The organism is Chania multitudinisentens RB-25 (assembly GCF_000520015.2).
GTDB classification, from domain to species: Bacteria; Pseudomonadota; Gammaproteobacteria; order Enterobacterales; family Enterobacteriaceae; genus Chania; species Chania multitudinisentens.
The window spans coordinates 5,380,330-5,398,926 of sequence record NZ_CP007044.2 but is presented as its reverse complement, the minus strand read 5'-3'; the positions used below and the strand labels follow the sequence as shown (position 1 = coordinate 5,398,926).

Here is an 18,597-nt window from a genome sequence, read left to right as displayed (position 1 = left end):
ACAGATGAAGCACCCAGCCTGCTCCGTGAGCCAGCGCTATTGTGTATAATCCACGCCGAAATGTTCGACAGAAAGACGTGAAAGCGTACCGTCCTCACGCAGTGATTGTAATGCGGCGTCAACCCGCTGTTTCAGCGCCAGCCCTGCGGGATCTTTTTTCACAATAAAGAACGTTGGATCGGCCGCCAGGCGCTCACCGACCGCGCTGATATTCAAGCCCTGCTTGGCCGCTTTACTTTGTGCCATGATGGGATCATTAACGGTGGCATCAATGCGCCCGCTGGCAATGTCTTGCAGAATGGTTGAGATGTCCTGTTCGTAATAAACGATATTCAGGATGTTGCCGTGCTGCTGGTTCCAATCTTCCACCAGACGGGTAAAGGAATCGCCCACCGTCAGCCCGATCTTCTTGCCCTGTAAATCTTGCAGCGAATGAATGTCGGTGCGGCCGGCCTGCACGATAATCTGTGAAACGCAGGTGAAATAGCGGTTATCCGTCAGCGCATAACGCTTCACGCGATCCGGGTTAGAAGTGAGCTGTTGAGCCAATATTTGAAAACGGTCAGCATCCAGCCCGGGAAACAGCGTATCCCACGGTGAGGCAATAAACTCGAATTGCAGGCTGGGATCACGTTTGGCCACTTCACGTAGCACATCTACGTCGTACCCCGTCAGTTGCCCTTGCTTATTCTGGTAACTGAAGGGCTCATAGGTTCCCATAGTGCCAACTTTGATCACGTTGGCTAGCGCATTGCCGCTGAGCAACGATGCCAACAGCAGCGCCGACAGAAACAGCTGTTTTTTTATTATGTGTTTCATCATGAGCCTTTATCTGGTGAGAAGACCGGCATCCAGCACAAATTGGCTGCCGGTAATAAAGCGGGCTTTATCGCTGGCGAGGAACAAAACCGAATCTGCGACATCTTCCGGTTCAATCCAGGGAACAGATAACAGGTTGCCTGCTGAACGTTCGGCGATCTCTTGCGGGGTAGCCCCTTCCATGGCGGCTAATCCGTCGTTCATGGCGGTATTGACGCCTGTTGGATGAATACTGATTGCACGAATATTGTAAGGTGCCAGTTCGATGGCCTGGGATTTGGTCAGGCCGATCAGTGCAAATTTAGAAGCGGCATAATGCGAGAGCCGATTCATGCCGCGCAGGCCGCCAATCGATGAATTGGTGATAATGACGCCACTTTTTTGACGAATGAAATGCGGGATCACGTACTTTGATACCAGCCAGGCGCCTTTTAGATTGATATCCAGCATGGTGTCCCAAGCTTCTTCCGTCAGTTCATGGGATAACCCATAAGCGCAGATGCCAGCGTTATTAAACAGGATATCGATGGTGCCGAAACGAGCCACGCCCTGTTCCACGGCAGCGCTCACCTCCTGAGCATTACGCACATCTCCGGCAAAAGTCAGTATGTTGCCTCCTGCCTGTTCAACTTCTTGTTGTAAGCGTGCCAGATCGTCGACGGAAGCCTCGTTATATTGTGGGTAGGCTATCTTTTTGCCGAGATCGAAAGCAATAATATTGGCCCCTTGTTTGGCGAAAGCAATGGCCACGGCTTTTCCTTGCCCTTTAGCGGCCCCGGTAATAAATACCGTTTTATTGATAAACAGTGCAGTCATAATAATAATTCCCTAACGAAAGTTATGATCTTTTAATTTTTATAACCGGTGTGTCACGTTATGCTGCTTGGATATTAGGTATATTCAAACAAATACTCATCCAAAGGCACATTTAACACCGTATTGATTAAATTGGTGGCTATCATTAGCCCAGCAAAAGCAGTCAGCAAAACAATGCCTGATTCATCAAATTGCTTTTGCAACGTGCTGAATATAGCATCGTCAATTTGGTGGGGATTGCGGACGATTGCTCGCCCATAGTCGATCAATAATTTCTCTTGCGCGCTGAAGGCAAACTCTGCAAAAGAAATATTTTTATCTTTAAGTATTTTAACGAAAAATGTACTACAAATCAGGCAGTCATTCTGTGTGGAAATGGCATAGGCATAGAAGAGTGCAGACCGCTCGCCGATTAATGCTTTTAAGTCATCAAACAACGGATACCAAGACATCAAAGCATCAAAGGCGGTAGGTGAGTGTAATAACGTGCGCTTCATATTGGTTATCCGGCCATGTTTTTCAACCTGGTGTTGATAACGTAATTGCGCTTCTGATGGGAGCTGATTAAATGCTGGAATTGAGACAATACTCAAACGACCTCCTTGTAGGCATAAATAAAATTATATTAAGAGTGATTCGCTTAAAATGGCGAATTTTATCGTCTCGTTTATACATCTAAAAAGTAAGATCTTGCAAATAACATAATTTGCTAACGTTATCTGCGGCTGATATATAATCTATAAACTGCGAGTGTCCGCAGAGTTGAGGGGAGGGGGGATTTCCAAATCTTATTAGTGAAGGTGTTTTCTGCGAAGGGTAACTCTGTATGCTAAAAGCACTCTCTTGCGGGAGTGCTTTTTATCGCTTCGAAATACCTGGCTTATTGGTCTGTGCTGATAACTGCCCCCGCTTCTTCGATGATGGCCTTCCCATCTTGGCTAGTAATTGTGGTGTTTTTCAGTCTAAGGTTGGCGTTCCGCACTCTTAGCCCTTCCCGTGCGTTAATTCTGACGTTGTCAAACAAGATATTGGTGAATGGTTTTTCTGGCGTGCCGATAATAAACCCGGCACTCTTCGAGTTGCCATCTGACTCAAGGTTAATAAATTGGATGTTATCAAAGTGAGGGGTGGTATGTTTATTGAATGGTTGGGCTTTGTCCGTCTGAGCAGGATAGATTTGATTGCCTAACATAAATCCACCGGCAAATTCGCCTTTCTGAAGCGCTTCTGTTCTGCCTTCGGCAGTGACCGGCCCCCCTTTATAGTAACCGGCAAGTACCACCGGTGTTTCAACATTGGCCATTCTGGTATTTTTATAGACGACGTTCGAAACCAATCCACCTTTCCCTCTTGGTGATTTAATGCGAATTCCGTACATGGCATTTTCGAACGTATTGTCTTCTGCGAGGATATTGCGTATTCCCCCCGATGCCTCTGAACCAATAGACAACCCGCGGCCTTCAAGAAACTTATTTCTTGCGATGTAATAGTCATGGGTATTGTCATCGTTAAAGACAGATTTAATGGCAATATGGTCATCGCCGCAGCTGATGGTGTTTTCAGTGATCGTCACATACCTGCTGTGCATTGGATCAATGGCATCGGTATTTTCCCACCACTCAGGCGCGAAGATTTTGGTTTTGTTTATTGTAATGTTTTCCGTGTTGAAGAAGACGACATGAAAACTGGGTGAATTTTGTAAGGTTATATTTTCTATCAGGATATGATTCGAGTCTTTGATAAAAACCATCCGAGGCCGATTGGTTGGCCCTTTTGAACCTGTTTTTCTGGCATTGGCACGAAAGTCTTCAAGTAACGCAGAACCTTGCCCATCAATGGTGCCTTCCCCGGTAATTGCGATGTTATTGCCTTCTGCAATGTTCAGGAACGCCAGCCAGTTCTCTGCGTTTGGCCATAGCTTCGGCACACCAGCCCACTTCTTCGTGGCTTCTGAAGGGGTATAGGCGGCTTTTTCAGCCGCGGCTTGTAGGATGGCGCCTTTTTCAAGATGAAGATTAATATTGTTTTTCAAGTAAAGCGGTTCAGACAAATAAAAACCCGCAGGAACAAGAACGGTTCCGCCACCTTTCCCTGCGCAATCATCTATCGCTGATTGAAATGCCTTGGTGTCATACCAGATCCCGGTTGCTTCCGCTCCGTAATCCCTGATGTTGCACGTGCGTTCCGGGATGTTAAGTGATTCAATAGTGACAGGTTTAAAGGTGGTGTCAGCCATCACTGATGATGTAAAGAGAGCTGAAGTGAATACGCTGAGTAATGTCAGTCTGCCCTTGAATTCCATAATGTTAACCTCTTTTTTGTGTATTATCGCCCATAACTTAATCAGAAAATGAGAGGCAATAAATATTGCCATTTCAATACTGGAGCTTTGATCCATAAAATTTAAAACATTGTTTTGAAAAATGTGATCGATTCGATTAAACAGGAAAAACAGAAGGGTGGGCTTGGTGCGTTGTCTGGTTATACAGAGCATTCATCGGCAGTTTGATCGTTCTTCAGTACCTCAGGACGTAGTGCTACAGCACTAAGATATTTCTGGTCTAATATGAAGTTTCTCTACAGCATTTTCAAAAAAGAATTTTCCTATTCATGACTGGGCCTGAGATTACAGGCATCATCATCGGCAGAGTGAAATAACCGCTCTCTGATTATGCTATGTTGATCACGGAAATAAACGACTCTGATGTTACTTTAATTAGGTAGTTGAAATAGGATTGTTACTGTTCACAGGCAAAACCTAAATAGTCCCTTAAACAGAGAACTCTGTTAAAGGTATTGTTTAGGTTTTTTTTTGCCCTGGCAAAAGTGCTCAGGCGGTAACAGATAAAAATATATCCAGAAGCGTTGGAGCGCAGTCAGGCAGCAACCTAATGAGCCCAAAGCGAGTATTTAACGGAGTGATTTGGGTGATAAACCTGTGGCTTTAGCGAAGAAGGACTAAAAAATTACCCCACCATCAGGAAATAAGTATGAAAAAAATATTGACTCTTAGTGCGTTACTGCTGGCTATGACGGCCACTTCTACCTTTGCTGCTGAACGCCCGATGCGTATTCTGATCGTGAACGATGACGGTTGTGAAGCTTATGGCACCGTATCGCTACGTGAAAAACTGGAGAAGAAGGGCTATGACGTCTGGATTTCTGCACCTTCAAACAACCAAAGCGGTATTGGTTCAGCCATTACTATGAAAAAAGAGCCGTTCGAATATAAAAAACTGGGGGATAAACACTATTGCTTCCCTGGTACGCCAGCAGATTCTCTAGACTTCGGCTTACTGGGATTTATGCGTGATAACCCACCGGATCTGGTGATTTCTGGCGTCAACGATGGCCCTAATACCGGCGTGGCTCAGGTGAACTCAGGCACTGTTGGTGCCGCAGCTCGTGCTGTACGCTACGGTTATCCAGCGATTGCCGCCAGTATCGGTTGGAATACTGACGAACTGGCAAAGTTTAAAGGCTTCCCAAGCACCAAGAAATACTGGCCGGATTCTGTCGACTATGTGGTTGATATGGTCGATGTTCTGGCAAAAAATTGGCAGCCGGGCCAGGAAATTTTGCCTAAGGGAACTGGGCTGAGTATTAACTATCCTGCTTACCCCAAAAATGAAATCAAGGGCGTCAAATACATTATTAATGAGAATTTCCCTTACCCTCAACACAGCTATAAAATGTTGCCGGATAATAAAACCATTCAAGTTCTGAATCCCGAGGTATTGAAGGTTGATACGCGTGATACGGATACTGGCTGGCTGCATCAGCGCTATATCACCTATACGATTATTGATGCCAGCTGGAATGCTGAACAGTTTGAAAGCGCTTATAAGCAACGCCTGAATGATCCGCGCCTGCTTAAAATGGCTCAATAGCTTATCGGCTATGCTGAACCTGAGAAGTCCTCAAGCCATGGTTCTCGCTTTTGAACGCCCGGCAGCATGAGCAGAGAGCATAAGCTGGTGTTTGATAGCAAAAAAATCCCTTACTCAATACCGTTTCATTGAGTAAGGGTGCCAAAGGCCAACACCAGGGAAATCATTAATACTTTTAATTAATAGTATTATTTCCCCAAATTGACAATGTGTTTTTCTCTAAAATTTAACTATTTTATTAAATTGATTTGGATAAGGTTCATTACCTGCGGTTATTATTATAAATGTTGATGATAATCTAGGGTGTTATAGATTACGGAAATACTATTTAACCAACTTTAGTTTGAACGCCGCAAAGAGCCTTGGCACTAAAATTGATCTGTATCATTTTTATTGTTCTCGTTTTATGAGTTGTTTTTACAATAGAGAATAATATTTATTTTAATCTTGGAGAAAAACATCAGCTTCTTTGATTAATAGCGAGTGTGGATAATGTTATTTAAATTACTAATATGTTAATATTTATTATGATAAGAGTAGGTTTTCGGCGTGTTTTTTGTTTCGTTTCTTCTTGGTGATATTTTCTAGGATATTGTTGCCAGTCCTAAAATGGATAAATCTGTAGAGACATGAATGTAACCATTATCAGTTTAACATAGTGGTTTTATTTACTTTTCTTGATACAGGGATATTTTTCTATTGCGCCAGTGCCAAAACAGCGTTGTATGGTTGTTGCTGAAGATGAGCTTCTGGGGCGGGAAACGCGACTCGTCTTTTCTCTACGTGGTGATGTGCTTGTTGCCGCCAAACTGTGAGCTTCCGCACAACTCATTCTGGGGGCAGAAGGAATTTGGGCGTATGCACAATGTTTAGGAGAATGTGTGTCGGTATGCTAGCTGTCTATTCAATTAATGGCAGGGGCAGAATGTCATGGCGGAATATCATCTGGATGCCAAACTAGCCAAGGAAATTGTTGCTCGCACTATGCGAATCATTGACAGCAACGTCAACGTGATGGATGCCCGGGGCCGGATTATTGGCAGCGGCGATCATGAGCGCTTGGGGGAGCTGCATGAAGGGGCGTTGTTGGTTTTATCGCAGGCAAGAGTCGTGGATATCGACGATGCTGTGGCCCGCCATCTGCACGGTGTGCGGCCAGGTATTAACCTGCCGTTGCATGTTGACGGCAAAATTGTTGGGGTGATTGGCCTGACCGGTAACCCAGCGCAGCTGCGCCAGTACGGTGAACTGGTCTGTATGACAGCAGAGATGATGCTGGAACAGGCTCGATTGATGAGTATGCTGGCGCAGGATAGCCGCTTTCGCGAAGAACTGGTACTGAACCTGATCCGTAGTGAGGAGTTGTCACCCGCGCTGATGGAATGGGCACATCGGTTAGGCATTGATCCTAATCAACCCCGCGTTGCCGCAGTGGTTGAAGTTGACAGCGGTCAGTTGGGCGTTGACAGTGCCATGGCCGAATTGCAGCAGTTACAGGCTTTGTTGACGCTGCCAGAGCGTGACAATCTGATCGCCATTGTTTCTCTGAGTGAGATGGTGGTGCTGAAACCCGCGCTGAATCACTATGGGCGTTGGGATGCGGAAGATCATCGGCGGCGGGTGGAAAGCCTGCTGTCACGTATGAATGAGAGTAGCCGATTACGCGTGCGGATTGCGCTGGGTAACTATTTCAGTGGCCCAGGTAGCCTGGTACGTTCTTATCGAACTGCACACACAACCATGGCGGTTGGCAAACAGCGTATGCCGGGCCAACGGGCCTATTACTATCAGGATCTGGTGTTGCCGGTATTGCTGGGCAGCCTGCGCAGTGGGTGGCAGGCTGACGAGTTGACCAGGCCGTTGGAACGGTTGAAAGCCATGGACAGTAACGGGCTGCTGCTGCGCACGTTAAAAACCTGGTTCCTGAATAACGTGCAGCCAACGGCGACCGCTAAGGCATTGTATATTCACCGGAATACGCTTGAATATCGCCTGAATCGCATTTCAGAGCTCACCGGGCTGAATCTGGCCAGTTTTGACGATCGTTTGCTGCTGTATGTCGGTTTGCAACTGGACGAGAGTTAAGTCCGCGATACGCGCCAATGGTATAGGTGCGTATCGCGGGTGAGGGTCAGGTGATGGGGGCGGGGTTGAATACGGCTAATGCGTTGTGCAGCCCCCATTGATCTGACCAGGTTTTCTTCCGGCCGCTGGCGATGGCAAGAATAAATTCAAATAATTCCCAACCTACTTGTTCAATGGTGGCTTCGCCAGTGGCGATGGTTCCCGCATTAATGTCGATCAGATCGTGCCAGCGTTCCGCCAATGCGCTGTGTGTTGCCATTTTGATGACTGGCACAGCCGTTAAGCCGTAAGGCGTTCCTCGGCCAGTTGTAAATACCTGTACCGTAATGCCTGATGCCAACTGCTGCGTACCACAAACAAAATCACTGGCAGGTGTGGCGGCGTAAATCAGGCCGCGTTTACTGGGGCGTTGGCCGGGAGACAGCACTTCAACAATGGCACTGCTGCCCGATTTGGCAATCGAACCCAGGGCCTTTTCGACTACGTTTGCCAGGCCACCCTTTTTGTTGCCGGGTGAAGGGTTGGCACTACGGTCGGTTTGCCCGCTACTGAGGTAATCATCGTACCAGGCCATCTCCTCCAGTAAGCGCTTGCCAACCTGTTCATCGGCGACCCGTGGCGTTAGCAGATGAACCGCGTCGCGTACCTCAGTGACTTCGGAGAACATCACGGTGGCACCGCAACGCACCAGCAGATCGGAGGCAAAGCCGACCGCCGGGTTAGCCGTTACGCCGGAGAAAGCGTCGCTACCGCCGCATTGCATGCCGACAACCAGTTCTGATGCGGGCACCGTTTCCCGCTGGCGGCGGTTTAACCGTTGCAAATGTTGCTCGGCAACGCGCAGGATATCTGCCACCATAGACTGAAAACCGACGTGCTTCTCGTCTTGCAGGCGCACGATGTGGTTTTCATCCAGAGAAATCGGTTGGACATCTTCGGTGCCTAATAGCAGGCGCTCTGGCTGTAGTTTCTCGCAGCCGAGGCCGACCACCATCACTTCGCCGCCAAAGTTAGGATTGAGTGCCAGATTATGGATAGTGCGGATCGGCACTACCGCTGCGGGGGCGTTGATGGCAACACCGCAGCCATAAAGATGATTGAGGCCAACCACGCCATCGACATTGGGGTACTTCGCCAACAGATCGCGTTCAATAATTTTAACGACATAATCTACGACGCCGGCTACGCAGTGGACGCTGGTGGTAATGCCCAACAGGTTTTTGCTGCCAACGCTGCCGTCAGCATTACGATAACCTTCAAAGGTATAGCCTTCTAATGGGGGTAATGCCGCTGGCACCTGGTTGGCGAGCGGTAACGTTGCCAGCTCTGGTGCTGGAGGCAGTATCACCAGTGATTCATCAATCCAATTACCACGTGGGATATCCCGCAGAGCAAAACCGATCACTTCGCCATAACGCAGGATCTCCCCTCCTGCGGGAATAGATTGCAGCGCCACTTTGTGCCCCTGCGGAATATGTTCTAACAAGGTTAATCCACAGGGAAATATGGCTCCTTTAGCCAGCCCGTTATTATTAACCACAATGGCGACGTTATCTTGCGGATGGACTTTAATATATAACGGCGTTTCGTTAATACGATTAGCTACGGACATTGAAACCTCACATACCCTATACTCGCCATACTTCAAGTTGCATGCGTTAGTGGGCCCAAGTCTGGGTCTCGCCACTTTGGGGCCAGCACAACGCTGTTCAAAAGCGCGTGGCGTTTTTATCCTGCAACTCGAGTTATTTAGAATATAACGTTTTATCGTGTGTTTTGGGGCATAAAAAAACATTGCTCAAGCAGAATTATAATTTTCAAGCTTCGGTTAATCACTATGCAAATGACCAATATTCTGTACTTTCTTGCCATGATTCTTTGGCATTGAACCAGTAGGCTGTGAGGCGCTTCACGTAACATTTAAAGCGCAGATAATTTCGTGAGCCAGTCAGCTTCCTTTTGTGCCAATGCCACAAATTGGCCGTGATATAACCATCAATATTAGGCTGTTGCCTGATGAGTCTGCGGGTGATGACGCCTATACTTCTCCTCCAGCAAGTAATATTGCGTTTAAAAGTTTCCGGGTCGTAAAAATAGAATTGCTCAAAAAATACTGAAAATTTATTTAATCCAATCTATTTCATCCTGGAGGATTTATATCCGCTATGCAGGGTGAGTAGGGTCAGGCTGCATTCAGGAGAGCACATGTCTACTATAAGCACTGAAAGTAGTGCCATTAAGAGAACCAATAAGCGTTACTGGATCGTGGTGATGTTGTTTATTGTTACCTCGTTCAACTATGGCGATCGCGCCACACTTTCTATCGCTGGTACGTCGATGGCCCAAGATATCGGTCTTGATCCGGTTGGAATGGGCTATATCTTCTCGGCGTTTTCTTGGGCTTATGTTATCGGCCAAATCCCAGGCGGTTGGTTATTGGATCGCTTTGGTTCAAAACGGGTATATTTCTGGAGCATTTTCATCTGGTCGCTGTTTACCTTGCTGCAAGGGTTTGTGGATATCTTCAGTGGTTTTGGCATCGTAATCGCGTTATTTGCCCTGCGCTTTCTGGTTGGCCTGGCGGAAGCCCCTTCTTTCCCAGGCAATAGCCGCATTGTGGCAGCCTGGTTCCCCGCCCATGAGCGCGGCACTGCGGTAGCAATCTTCAACTCTGCGCAATATTTTGCCACGGTGATCTTTGCACCGATTATGGGTTGGTTGACGCATTCGGTCGGTTGGTCACACGTTTTCTTCTTTATGGGGGGGCTGGGTATCATCCTGAGCTTTATCTGGCTCAAGGTGTTACACGATCCTAAAGATCACCCCAGTATCAATCAGGCCGAACTGGATTATATCGAAGCCGGTGGTGCCTTGGTTAACATGGATCAGAAACAGACAAAGCAGCCGAAAATAAAAGGCGAAAAGTGGTTTCAGATCAAGCAACTATTGCAGTCTCGCATGATGGTCGGTGTGTATATCGGCCAATATTGTATCAATGCCATGACCTATTTCTTTATCACCTGGTTCCCGGTGTATCTGGTACAGGCGCGTGGCATGTCGATCCTTAAGGCCGGTTTTGTCGCTTCGGTTCCGGCAATCTGTGGTTTTATCGGTGGGGTACTCGGTGGTGTGCTTTCCGACTACCTGATGCGCCGCACCCAATCGCTGACCTTCGCCCGCAAAACACCGATTGTGTTGGGGATGCTGTTGTCGATGTCGATGATCTTCTGTAACTACGTCACAACCGAGTGGATGGTGGTGGGCATCATGGCGGCCGCATTCTTCGGCAAGGGATTGGGCGCTCTAGGCTGGGCGGTGATGGCTGATACCGCGCCGAAAGAGATCAGCGGGTTGAGCGGTGGCCTGTTCAATATGTTCGGCAATATTTCCGGCATTGTCACGCCGATCGCCATCGGCTACATCATCGGCACCACCGGCTCGTTTAACGGTGCGCTGATCTATGTCGGTATTCATGCGTTTCTGGCGGTAGCCAGCTACCTGTTTATCGTAGGTGAGATTAAACGTATTGAATTGAAACCAATGACGAGGAATGGACAATGAATAATACCGCACCAAAAATTACTTCCATGCGCGTTGTTCCAGTGGCTGGGTACGACAGTATGCTGCTGAATCTCAGTGGTGCCCATGCACCGTTTTTCACCCGTAATATTGTGATTTTGCAGGATAACGCTGGTAACACCGGGTTAGGCGAAATTCCTGGGGGCGAGAAAATCCGTCAGACCTTGGAAGAGGCGCAAACGCTGGTGGTGGGCAGAACTCTCGGTGAATATAAAAACGTTATGAATACGGTGCGCAGCCGTTTTGCCGATCGCGATGCCAGCGGGCGTGGCCTACAGACTTTTGATTTGCGTACCACTATTCATGTTGTGACCGGTATTGAGGCCGCGATGCTGGATCTGCTGGGCCAGTTCCTGAATGTGCCGGTGGCCGCATTGCTGGGAGATGGGCAACAGCGCGATTCAGTGGAAATGCTCGGTTACCTGTTCTATATCGGCGATCGTAACAAAACCCCGTTGCCTTACCAGAGCCAGCCAGATGAGGCCTGTGATTGGTATCGCCTACGCCACGAAGAGGCTCTAACGCCACAAAGCGTTGTGCGCCTGGCGGAAGCGGCCTACGAGAAATACGGTTTCAACGATTTCAAACTGAAGGGCGGTGTGCTGGCGGGTTGTGAGGAGGCGGAAGCGGTCACCGCGCTGGCGCAACGTTTCCCTCAAGCGCGCATTACCCTCGATCCCAACGGAGCCTGGTCGCTGGATGAAGCGATCGCGCTCGGCAAACAGTTGCGTAACGTGCTGGCCTATGCCGAAGATCCTTGCGGTGCCGAGCAGGGCTTCTCTGGCCGGGAAGTGATGGCGGAGTTTCGCCGTGCCACTGGGCTGCTTACCGCCACCAACATGATTGCCACCGATTGGCGGCAGATGGGGCATACGTTGCAGTTGCAATCGGTGGATATCCCGTTGGCCGATCCCCATTTCTGGACTATGCAGGGCTCGGTACGGGTGGCGCAGATGTGCCATGAGTTTGGCCTTACCTGGGGCTCACATTCCAATAACCACTTCGATATTTCGCTGGCGATGTTCACCCATGTGGCGGCAGCGGCGCCGGGTAACATCACGGCGATCGATACTCACTGGATCTGGCAGGAAGGCAACCAGCGCCTGACGCGGGAACCGTTGCAGATCGTCGGGGGGCGCGTAGCGGTGCCGCAACGGCCAGGGTTGGGAATCGAATTGGATCATGATCGGTTGATGCAGGGTCATGAATTATATAAAAAACATGGGTTGGGGGCTCGTGATGATGCGCAGGGCATGCAATATCTGGTTCCCAACTGGGTCTTTGATAATAAACGCCCGTGTCTGGTGCGTTAATCCTGTTATTAGGTAGAGGAAATGCCATGAATAGCTGCCATAACCGTTTTCGTCAGTCGCTGCTTGCAGGGGAAACCTTGATCGGCTGCTGGTCGGCACTTGCCAACCCAATCTCCACTGAAGTGTTAGGGTTGGCCGGTTTCGACTGGTTGGTACTGGACGGTGAACATGCGCCGAATGATATTGGTACTTTTGTGCCACAGCTGATGGCGCTGAAAGGCAGCCACAGTGCTGCGGTGGTGCGCCCACCGTGCAATGAACCCATTATTATCAAACGTTTGCTGGATATTGGGTTTTACAACTTCTTGATCCCGTTTGTGGAAAGCGCTGAACAAGCACAGCAGGCGGTGGCTTCAACCCGCTATCCCCCGGCCGGTATTCGCGGCGTGTCGGTTGCACACCGCAGTAACGGCTACGGCACCGTACCGGAGTATTTCGCCCAGATTAACGATCAGATTACCGTTCTGGTGCAAATCGAAAGCCAATTAGGGGTGGATAATCTGGATGAGATCGCCACCGTGCCTGGCGTTGACGGCATCTTTGTTGGGCCTGGCGATCTTTCTGCGGCATTGGGATATCTCGGTCAACCTAATCACCCGGAAGTGCAGGCGGTGATCCGCCATATTTTTGAGCGCGCCAGCGCACACGGCAAAGCCAGCGGGATTCTGGCACCGGCTGAAGCGGATGCCCGCCGTTATCTGGAATGGGGGGCGAGGTTCGTGGCGGTCGGCAGCGATCTTGGCGTTTTCCGCACTGCCACGCAGGCATTGTGCGATCGTTTTAAACATAGTGGTAAATAAGGGGAATCAGGATGAAAATTGGTTTTATTGGCCTGGGCATTATGGGCAAGCCCATGAGCAAAAACTTGCTGAAAGCAGGTTATTCACTGGTAGTAATGGATCGAAATACCGATGTGGTGACCGAGTTGGTCGCATTAGGTGCCGAGGTGGCTGTGACCCCGAAGGCTGTTGCAGCACAAAGCGATATCGTGATTACCATGCTGCCGAATTCACCGCAAGTACGGGAAGTTGCGCTGGGGGAAAATGGCATTATTGAGGGTGCCAAAGCGGGCATGGTGTTGATTGATATGAGCTCCATCGCACCATTGGCGAGCCGCGAAATCAGCGCAGCGCTGGCAGCCAAACAGATTGCCATGCTGGATGCTCCTGTGAGCGGTGGCGAACCTAAAGCGATAGATGGCACGTTGTCGGTGATGGTGGGCGGTGACAAAGAAGTGTTTGAACGCTGCTTTGAAGTGATGAAAACCATGGCGGGATCGGTGGTACATACCGGTGATATTGGTGCCGGTAATGTGACCAAGCTGGCGAATCAGGTGATTGTGGCGCTGAATATTGCAGCAATGTCTGAAGCCCTGGTGCTGGCAACTAAAGCGGGGGTGAACCCGGATCTGGTATATCAGGCAATTCGCGGTGGGCTGGCGGGCAGCACGGTATTGGATGCTAAAGCACCGATGGTGATGGATCGCAATTTCAAACCAGGTTTCCGCATTGATTTGCACATTAAAGATCTGGCTAATGCGCTGGATACCTCCCATGGCGTGGGGGCCCAACTGCCGCTGACCGCAGCGGTGATGGAGATGATGCAGGCACTGCGTGCCGATGGCCTTGGGAATGCCGATCACAGTGCTTTGGCGTGTTATTACGAGAAACTGGCAAAGGCAGAAGTCACCCGATAGGGGGCACCGGATGTTGCGCCCGTCTAATCAGTGGGCCGGATGGTACGGCCTTTACTGGTTAGGGCGCTAGGGAGCTGACAGCTTATGAAAATAGTGATTGCGCCGGATTCATACAAAGAAAGCCTTTCTGCATTTGACGTCGCCTCGTGTATTGAGGCTGGGTTTCGAGAGGTTTTCCCACAGGCTAATTACCTGAAACTCCCTATGGCGGATGGGGGGGAAGGCACGGTGGAAGTGATGGTGGCAGCCACCGCTGGTCGCAAAATTGATGTAGAAGTCACCGGGCCGCTCGGTGAGAAAGTGATGGCATTTTTTGGTTTGTCTGGCGATGGGCAAAGTGCTTTTATCGAAATGGCGGCGGCTAGTGGGCTAGAACTGGTGCCGGGGCAACGGCGTAACCCGCTGAAAACCACCTCTTATGGTACTGGTGAACTGATTCGTTGTGCACTGGATCAAGGGGTTCGGCATTGCATTATCGGCATTGGTGGCAGTGCGACCAATGACGGTGGTGCTGGCATGGTGCAGGCTTTAGGCGCCCGGCTATTGGATAGCCAAGGTAAAGAGCTTGGTTTTGGCGGTGAAACGTTGGCTCAGTTAGCATGTATTGATATCAGTGGGTTAGATCCACGTATCCATCAGTGTAAATTTGAGATTGCCTGCGATGTTACCAATCCATTGACCGGTAAGGAGGGGGCTTCGGCAATTTTCGGCCCGCAGAAAGGGGCCACGCCGCAGATGGTTGAACAGCTGGATTTAGCTTTGCAGCATTATGCACAAATGATCAAATATTGGCTGGATATTGATGTTGATCGGGTCGCAGGGGCGGGGGCTGCCGGGGGAATGGGAGCCGCATTGCTGGCTTTCTGCCGGGCAGATTTGCGCCAGGGAATAGAGATTGTTATGGATGCATTGGGGCTGGACGAACTGGTGCGTGATGCGACATTGGTGATCACGGGTGAAGGCCGGATCGATAGCCAGAGCTTGAATGGTAAAGTCCCAATCGGTGTTGCCAGGGTGGCCAAGCGTTATCACAAACCGGTGATTGGTATTGCTGGCAGCCTGAGCCCTGACGTCAGCGTGGTGCATCAACATGGATTGGATGCTGTATTCAGTGTGCTACCCAGTATCTGTACATTGGAAGAAGCATTAGAAAATGCGGGCGAAAATGTGCGGATGGCATCGCGTAATATTGCCGCGACGATCAAATTGGCTCAGAGATAAGCGCCGATGCCCCTTTGCAAGAAGAAGGGGTATCGCTTTATTTCTGCACCAATCATGATACTTGTTGGATGTATATTATTACGCAGGAATGATAGGGGCAGGGGATAATGAAAATAGGTTTTTACCCCAAGGTGATTTTTTATACATTGTTAAAATTAAATGTATTTAAGTGTTTTTGATAGGGTAAAGTAAATAATAATTTCTTGGTATATTTCATGGAGTGTTTTTTTATTTTTGTTTAAATACAATGGGTTATATTTAAAAATATCATAAGAATATATTGATTGAGGGTGTGGTCAATTTTTTGACCACTCTGGTCACGCGTCGTGTTGTATCATATGTTGTCACTTTGTCTGAATTATACTCATTTCTTATAATTTCTCTGCTCTTTTGCTGAGTATTTTTCAGAGCGTTCGCTAAAATTGACTATATTAAAATTTTTATACTCTAAATAACTTGAGTTGCAGGAAAACCAATACACAGGCAACTTAGAGTATGATGGATATAGGTTATCGATATTACTCTTGCGAGTCTTCATATTCAAATCTTAATTTATTGATGAATTTCCTCGCTATTTGTGTTAGAGGAAATCGTTGAGAATAAATGAAACTATATTCTATATCGGGTAATGGTTCTTGTAGCGGAATAGAGTGTAGATCCTGGCTGAAATAAGGAACTTTGAGTATTTCTTTTGTACCCACGGTAAGATAGCTTTCATTTAATACCATCTGTAAGGCCATAATCATAGTATTGGATCGCACTACTGTTGCCAATGTATCCTGGTTTTCGGAGAAAAGCACCGAATTTAATTTATCATAGTAGCCAATTTTTGATGAGGGTAAGCACCAGCTGGCATATTGCAAATCACTCAATGAGGTAGAATTCGCCAGTGAATGTTTTTTGCTTGTCAAAATATGCGCTGATGTCTTAAAAAATGGCTCTATAGTAATATCACTAATCGTAATATCTGAAGAAACGGCATCAATAATAAAATCTAATTCGCCTTCACGTAAAGCAGGAAGCAGTTCGGATACTTGCCCTTCGGTGATATTGACTTTTACATTAGGATAGCGCCTGTGAAATCTCTGGATTGAGGATGACATAATAGTGAAAGGCAGAAGCGATGAGCATCCTAATGTTACAGCGCCTTGGGATGCGCCATTAATAATCTCGATTTCACTGATTGCCCGTTCCAACTCTTTCATGATAAGTTGCGCACGGCTTTCGAAAACACGCCCCATTTCGGTGAGGACAATGCCACGACTGCCTCGAATAAATAGTGGGCAGCCTAATGTTTTCTCGAGTTCTTTTATCGCTCTCGTGACACCTGGCTGAGTTTGTTTGAGTTCTACCGCTGCTGCACGAATGCTACCGCATTCGATTATTCTCAGAAATGTTTTCATCTGATGAATTTTTGGCAGGCGCGTCATGAGAAGTCCGTCCATTACAATCTCTTTCCGTATGTAAAATGGTAAGGTTAATAAAAAATGCTCTGGTGTTATTCATAAGTGAAAATTTGTTAAGCCATAAAGAATAACTAAGCCTATAGTGAATGTTTAAAAATCAGTAAAATTTCTCATTAATATTTACTCAAGAAATATTGATTGTTAATTTAACTGATTGATTTTTAAAATTAAATAAACAATGGATGCAATGTCCTTATACCCAGTTTGTTCATCGCTGAACGTTTATAATGACTGACGGTTTTATAATTTATCGCTAACTCTTTAGCGACCTGAGTGATGCTTTTACCACTTAATAATTTTTTTAATATTGTCAACTCTCGCATTGAGAGTACACAGGTCATTCTAGCGATTGATTTGTTTGATTTTTTATTAGAGTGGCTGGTGAATGACAACTCAGACTGTATTTTTTCAACAGATTCGTTCGCTTCCAAAATTATGCCAATATTACCCAGCCCTTTTAAATGACGCTTTATAGCCTTAATGCATTTATCTTCTGTAAGGATAATAATTTTGCTGTCCGGGTGATGAATAGGGATACGATAACTCAACATATAGATAAGCTCTGCGGCATTATAATACATACTGTTTATTGTCAAGATAATAATATCAAAGTCGAAAATAGTGATTAAGACATCCTCAGCTTTTTCTAGGCTGCTGACATTGATCACTGTGTCGTTATCTTCATCCGAATAAGGGGTGTCTAATAGCCCCATGATTCCAAGACGCATAAATTCACATGGGCATTGTAATAATATTTTCTTGCTTTCCATATTTATCATATTAAATATCCATTTTGATTAGAAAATATATCTTATCGAAAAGTTAGGAGTTGTCTGTATTTTCAACTCTCTATTTTTATTTTTGCCTCATCAAAAAATACGAGCCATACTATTTTTATTTTTTGTGAGGGTAGTTTAGCACCTGATATTTTATCACCCCATATTGTTATCGATGGAATTCGTGAAAATAAACCCCCTTATAATTCTAGGATAATTCTTGTAATATTTTTCATGTTTAATGAATAATTTATTAACTTTGTTAGTGTTTTTTAATAATTAATGAGGTGTTTAAGTTAATTTAGTATTATTTGTTAAACCCCATGTCGCTGATACTAATGAATATAATGGTTTTTATTTGTTTTTCTGGCCTTTGATAATAATTCTTTGAGAGTAATTCGATTACTCATTACATGAAAACGTTAATAAAACTATTGCAGCGTAATCTTATGATTTTGATAATCGATTGCCCTGGCATGAATCGTTAGTGGTAGTTCAGGAGTAGAAACGATGTTGGTAGAAATGCCTACGGCCACTTTCAGAGTACGCGGGCTATCAAAACTACCAAGTGCGGTTGTTGTCAACGGAGAGCCCTGAATGGCCGGTTTGCCTGCAAAACCAGCGGCTACGGCAGTAGTAGCATATGCCATTCCGGTGGGCACAACTGTAGCGACCACAACAAATAAAATAATCTTATTCATCACTCATTTCCTTTTTACAATTAAACGTCGTCCTTTTCATTAAGAAAATTCTTGCGAATATATTGATTTTTTTGCAAGCAACCTTTTATCAGGCTATTTGAGGTTTACTCAAAGTGTAAAAACATCTCTTTTTATGGAGAAGCGAATCATAATGGGGAAAGTTTCATCCCTCTTTTTTAGTGTGGCTGTACTATAGGATTAATCTCGGTAGATGGGAAGATGATATTTTGTTTGT

Annotated in this window: 15 protein-coding genes; 7 read left to right on the top strand and 8 right to left on the bottom strand. The window is 46.9% G+C overall.

Annotation, left to right across the window (positions count from 1 at the left end; all coding sequences use genetic code 11):
• Positions 1-36: 36 nt before the first annotated feature.
• From Z042_RS24010 to Z042_RS23995, 4 genes are all read right to left on the bottom strand, one after another.
• A complete protein-coding gene (locus Z042_RS24010) occupies positions 37-822 on the bottom strand; it encodes a transporter substrate-binding domain-containing protein (RefSeq protein WP_024912139.1) in 786 nt (261 codons plus the stop codon).
• A 6-nt stretch (positions 823-828) separates the two neighbouring features.
• On the bottom strand, positions 829-1,635 hold the full coding sequence (locus Z042_RS24005) for a mycofactocin-coupled SDR family oxidoreductase (RefSeq protein WP_024912138.1): 807 nt from the start codon (positions 1,633-1,635) through the stop codon (positions 829-831).
• Between the two features lie 74 nt (positions 1,636-1,709).
• Positions 1,710-2,228 (bottom strand): carboxymuconolactone decarboxylase family protein, encoded by a 519-nt coding sequence (locus Z042_RS24000; RefSeq protein ID WP_024912137.1) that lies wholly within the window; start codon positions 2,226-2,228, stop codon positions 1,710-1,712.
• Positions 2,229-2,515: 287 nt separating this feature from the next.
• Positions 2,516-4,033: a glycoside hydrolase family 28 protein gene (locus Z042_RS23995; RefSeq protein WP_162149744.1), complete on the bottom strand. Its 1,518-nt coding sequence runs from the start codon at positions 4,031-4,033 to the stop codon at positions 2,516-2,518.
• A 592-nt stretch (positions 4,034-4,625) separates the two neighbouring features.
• Here Z042_RS23995 and surE point away from each other — a divergent pair.
• Both surE and Z042_RS23985 read left to right on the top strand, forming a co-directional pair.
• Positions 4,626-5,525 carry a 5'/3'-nucleotidase SurE gene (surE, locus tag Z042_RS23990; RefSeq protein WP_024912135.1) on the top strand — a complete coding sequence of 300 codons (900 nt, stop codon included), beginning with the start codon at positions 4,626-4,628 and terminating at the stop codon, positions 5,523-5,525.
• Between the two features lie 930 nt (positions 5,526-6,455).
• Positions 6,456-7,610 (top strand): CdaR family transcriptional regulator, encoded by a 1,155-nt coding sequence (locus Z042_RS23985; RefSeq protein WP_024912134.1) that lies wholly within the window; start codon positions 6,456-6,458, stop codon positions 7,608-7,610.
• 46 nt (positions 7,611-7,656) lie between these two features.
• On the opposite strand, the gene garD is transcribed toward Z042_RS23985, so the two are convergent.
• Positions 7,657-9,222: a galactarate dehydratase gene (gene garD, locus Z042_RS23980; protein WP_024912133.1), complete on the bottom strand. Its 1,566-nt coding sequence runs from the start codon at positions 9,220-9,222 to the stop codon at positions 7,657-7,659.
• A 593-nt stretch (positions 9,223-9,815) separates the two neighbouring features.
• Between garD and Z042_RS23975 the strand changes: the two genes are divergently transcribed.
• From Z042_RS23975 to Z042_RS23955, 5 genes are all read left to right on the top strand, one after another.
• Entirely contained in the window at positions 9,816-11,171 is a 1,356-nt protein-coding gene (locus Z042_RS23975; RefSeq protein ID WP_024912132.1) for an MFS transporter, read from the top strand.
• Positions 11,168-12,502 (top strand): glucarate dehydratase, encoded by a 1,335-nt coding sequence (gene gudD / locus Z042_RS23970; RefSeq protein WP_024912131.1) that lies wholly within the window; start codon positions 11,168-11,170, stop codon positions 12,500-12,502. Before Z042_RS23975 ends, gudD begins: the two co-directional genes overlap by 4 nt.
• A 26-nt stretch (positions 12,503-12,528) precedes the next feature.
• Positions 12,529-13,302 carry a 2-dehydro-3-deoxyglucarate aldolase gene (gene garL, locus Z042_RS23965; RefSeq protein ID WP_024912130.1) on the top strand — a complete coding sequence of 258 codons (774 nt, stop codon included), beginning with the start codon at positions 12,529-12,531 and terminating at the stop codon, positions 13,300-13,302.
• A gap of 5 nt (positions 13,303-13,307) precedes the next feature.
• Positions 13,308-14,198, top strand: a complete 891-nt coding sequence (gene garR, locus Z042_RS23960; protein WP_236849274.1) for a 2-hydroxy-3-oxopropionate reductase — start codon at positions 13,308-13,310, stop codon at positions 14,196-14,198.
• Positions 14,199-14,282: 84 nt separating this feature from the next.
• Positions 14,283-15,419, top strand: a complete 1,137-nt coding sequence (locus Z042_RS23955) for a glycerate kinase (RefSeq protein WP_024912128.1) — start codon at positions 14,283-14,285, stop codon at positions 15,417-15,419.
• A 518-nt stretch (positions 15,420-15,937) separates the two neighbouring features.
• Here the strand turns inward: Z042_RS23955 and Z042_RS23950 are convergent.
• The 3 genes from Z042_RS23950 to Z042_RS23940 form a co-directional block, all read right to left on the bottom strand.
• A complete protein-coding gene (locus Z042_RS23950) occupies positions 15,938-16,864 on the bottom strand; it encodes a LysR substrate-binding domain-containing protein (RefSeq protein ID WP_051506701.1) in 927 nt (308 codons plus the stop codon).
• Between the two features lie 188 nt (positions 16,865-17,052).
• The gene (locus Z042_RS23945; protein WP_024912126.1) at positions 17,053-17,664 is read right to left on the bottom strand and encodes a helix-turn-helix transcriptional regulator; all 612 of its coding nucleotides are present in this window, start codon (positions 17,662-17,664) and stop codon (positions 17,053-17,055) included.
• Between the two features lie 428 nt (positions 17,665-18,092).
• Positions 18,093-18,362: a hypothetical protein gene (locus tag Z042_RS23940; protein WP_024912125.1), complete on the bottom strand. Its 270-nt coding sequence runs from the start codon at positions 18,360-18,362 to the stop codon at positions 18,093-18,095.
• Between the last annotated feature and the right edge of the window lie 235 nt (positions 18,363-18,597).

Coding starts and splice junctions, on each gene's coding strand:
- Z042_RS24010 (WP_024912139.1), bottom strand. CDS start 822: ATGATGAAACACATAATAAAAAAACAGCTGTTTCTGTCGGCGCTGCTG.
- Z042_RS24005 (WP_024912138.1), bottom strand. CDS start 1,635: ATGACTGCACTGTTTATCAATAAAACGGTATTTATTACCGGGGCCGCT.
- Z042_RS23995 (WP_162149744.1), bottom strand. CDS start 4,033: ATGGATCAAAGCTCCAGTATTGAAATGGCAATATTTATTGCCTCTCAT.
- surE (WP_024912135.1), top strand. CDS start 4,626: ATGAAAAAAATATTGACTCTTAGTGCGTTACTGCTGGCTATGACGGCC.
- Z042_RS23985 (WP_024912134.1), top strand. CDS start 6,456: ATGGCGGAATATCATCTGGATGCCAAACTAGCCAAGGAAATTGTTGCT.
- garD (WP_024912133.1), bottom strand. CDS start 9,222: ATGTCCGTAGCTAATCGTATTAACGAAACGCCGTTATATATTAAAGTC.
- Z042_RS23975 (WP_024912132.1), top strand. CDS start 9,816: ATGTCTACTATAAGCACTGAAAGTAGTGCCATTAAGAGAACCAATAAG.
- gudD (WP_024912131.1), top strand. CDS start 11,168: ATGAATAATACCGCACCAAAAATTACTTCCATGCGCGTTGTTCCAGTG.
- garL (WP_024912130.1), top strand. CDS start 12,529: ATGAATAGCTGCCATAACCGTTTTCGTCAGTCGCTGCTTGCAGGGGAA.
- Z042_RS23955 (WP_024912128.1), top strand. CDS start 14,283: ATGAAAATAGTGATTGCGCCGGATTCATACAAAGAAAGCCTTTCTGCA.
- Z042_RS23950 (WP_051506701.1), bottom strand. CDS start 16,864: ATGGACGGACTTCTCATGACGCGCCTGCCAAAAATTCATCAGATGAAA.
- Z042_RS23945 (WP_024912126.1), bottom strand. CDS start 17,664: ATGATAAATATGGAAAGCAAGAAAATATTATTACAATGCCCATGTGAA.
- Z042_RS23940 (WP_024912125.1), bottom strand. CDS start 18,362: ATGAATAAGATTATTTTATTTGTTGTGGTCGCTACAGTTGTGCCCACC.